Annotated in this window: 2 pseudogenes; both read left to right on the top strand. The window is 48.0% G+C overall.

What is annotated here, in order from left to right:
• Positions 1-1523, top strand: a pseudogene (locus ACLTL4_RS07785) (DNA-directed RNA polymerase subunit beta); the annotation flags it as partial.
• Between the two features lie 26 nt (positions 1524-1549).
• Positions 1550-2561: pseudogene (locus tag ACLTL4_RS07780) on the top strand (DNA-directed RNA polymerase subunit beta'); the annotation flags it as partial.

The raw sequence follows: 2561 nt of genomic DNA, 5'->3' as shown, positions 1-2561 counted from the left end.
GTAAGAACCCTCTGATCGGATTCATGACCTGGGAAGGTTACAACTACGAGGATGCCGTTCTGCTGAGTGAGAGACTGGTTATGAACGATGTATACACATCTGTCCATATCGAGGAATACGAAGCAGAAGCACGTGATACCAAACTGGGACCGGAAGAGATCACACGTGACGTTCCTGGTGTCGGTGATGAAGCACTGAAAGATCTGGATGAGCGTGGTATCATCCGTGTCGGTGCAGAAGTGCGTGCCGGTGATATTCTGGTCGGAAAAGTAACACCGAAGGGCGAGACAGAGCTGACAGCAGAAGAGCGTCTGCTGCGTGCAATCTTCGGAGAAAAAGCACGTGAAGTACGTGATACTTCCCTGAAAGTACCGCATGGTGAATATGGTATTGTCGTAGATGCAAAAGTCTTTACAAGAGAAAATGGTGACGAGCTGGCACCGGGTGTAAATCAGTCCGTAAGAATTTACATTGCACAGAAGAGAAAGATCTCTGTAGGTGACAAGATGGCCGGTCGTCATGGTAACAAGGGTGTGGTTTCCCGTGTCCTTCCTGTTGAAGATATGCCGTTCCTGCCAAATGGCCGTCCGCTGGATATCGTACTGAATCCGCTGGGTGTGCCGTCTCGTATGAACATCGGTCAGGTCCTGGAGATCCATCTGAGCCTGGCTGCAAAAGCACTTGGATTCAATATCTCAACACCAGTATTTGACGGTGCAAACGAGGTAGACATTATGGACACACTGGATCTGGCAAACGATTATGTCAATCTGGAGTGGGAAGAATTTGAAAAGAAACATGGCGAAGAGCTTCTGCCGGAAGTTCTGCAGTATCTGTATGACAACCGTGACCACAGAGCACTCTGGAAAGGCGTACCGCTGTCAAGAGACGGTAAAGTAAGACTGCGTGACGGACGTACCGGAGAATATTTCGACAGCCCGGTAACCATCGGACACATGCATTATCTGAAACTGCATCACCTGGTAGACGATAAGATCCATGCACGTTCCACAGGCCCGTACTCCCTGGTAACACAGCAGCCTCTGGGTGGTAAAGCTCAGTTCGGCGGACAGCGTTTCGGAGAGATGGAGGTTTGGGCTCTGGAAGCATATGGTGCTTCTTATACACTGCAGGAGATCCTGACTGTTAAATCGGATGATGTTGTCGGACGTGTTAAGACTTATGAAGCGATCATCAAGGGTGAAAACATCCCTGAACCTGGTATTCCGGAGTCCTTCAAAGTTCTGATCAAAGAGCTTCAGTCTCTTGGTCTGGATGTCAAAGTGCTCAAGGAGGACCAGACGGAAGTAGAACTTATGGAAACTGTTGACTATGGAGACACAGACTTACGTTCTGTCATCGAGGGCGACAACAAAGATTACAACAGAAAAGAGGAGTCCTCTTTCGGCGAGTACGGCTATACCAAACAGGAGTTTGAAGGCGACGAGCTGGTTGATGTACAGGAAGAGTCCGCACCGGATGAAGCAATCTTCAGCCCGGATGAAGTTTTCGAGGAAGAGTAAGCCGGAAGTGAAAGGAGAAACCATACATGCCAGAAACAACAAATAATGAAACGTATCAGCCAATTACGTTTGATGCCATTAAAATCGGTTTAGCATCTCCTGATAAGATCAGAGAATGGTCACATGGTGAAGTCCTGAAACCGGAAACCATCAACTACCGTACGCTGAAACCGGAAAAAGATGGTCTGTTCTGCGAAAGAATCTTCGGACCAAGCAAAGACTGGGAATGTCACTGTGGTAAATATAAAAAAATCCGCTACAAAGGTGTTATCTGTGACCGATGCGGAGTTGAAGTAACAAAATCAAGTGTACGCCGTGAGCGTATGGGACATATCGAGCTGGCAGCTCCGGTATCTCATATCTGGTACTTTAAGGGTATCCCTTCCAGAATGGGACTGATGCTGGATCTGTCACCGAGAGTACTGGAAAAAGTACTGTATTTTGCCAACTACATCGTTCTGGATAAAGGAACCAGCGAACTGCAGTACAAACAGGTACTGACTGAGAGAGAGTTCCAGGAAGCCAGAGAAAAATACGGTATGACATTCCGTGTCGGCATGGGTGCAGAAGCTGTCAAAGAGCTTCTGGAAGCCATCGACATGGAAAAAGAATCCGAAGAGCTGAAAAGAGGCTTAAAAGAAGCTACCGGACAGAAACGTGCAAGAATCATCAAGAGACTGGAAGTTGTAGAAGCATTCCGTGAGTCCGGCAACCGTCCGGAGTGGATGATCATGACTGTTATCCCGGTTATTCCGCCGGATCTGCGTCCTATGGTACAGCTGGACGGAGGAAGATTTGCAACTTCTGACCTGAACGACCTGTACAGAAGAATCATCAACCGTAACAACCGTCTGAAGAGACTGCTGGAGCTTGGAGCACCGGATATTATCGTCAGAAACGAAAAACGTATGCTTCAGGAAGCAGTAGATGCCCTGATCGATAACGGTCGAAGAGGAAGACCGGTAACCGGACCTGGTAACCGTGCTCTGAAATCTCTGTCCGATATGCTGAAAGGTAAATCCGGACGTTTCCGTCAGA

It is taken from the genome of Hominisplanchenecus sp. (genome assembly GCF_046967715.1).
Lineage (GTDB): Bacteria > Bacillota > Clostridia > Lachnospirales > Lachnospiraceae > Hominisplanchenecus > Hominisplanchenecus faecis.
The sequence above is the reverse complement of the archived record's forward strand: the minus strand, read 5'-3'. Positions and strand labels throughout refer to the sequence as shown.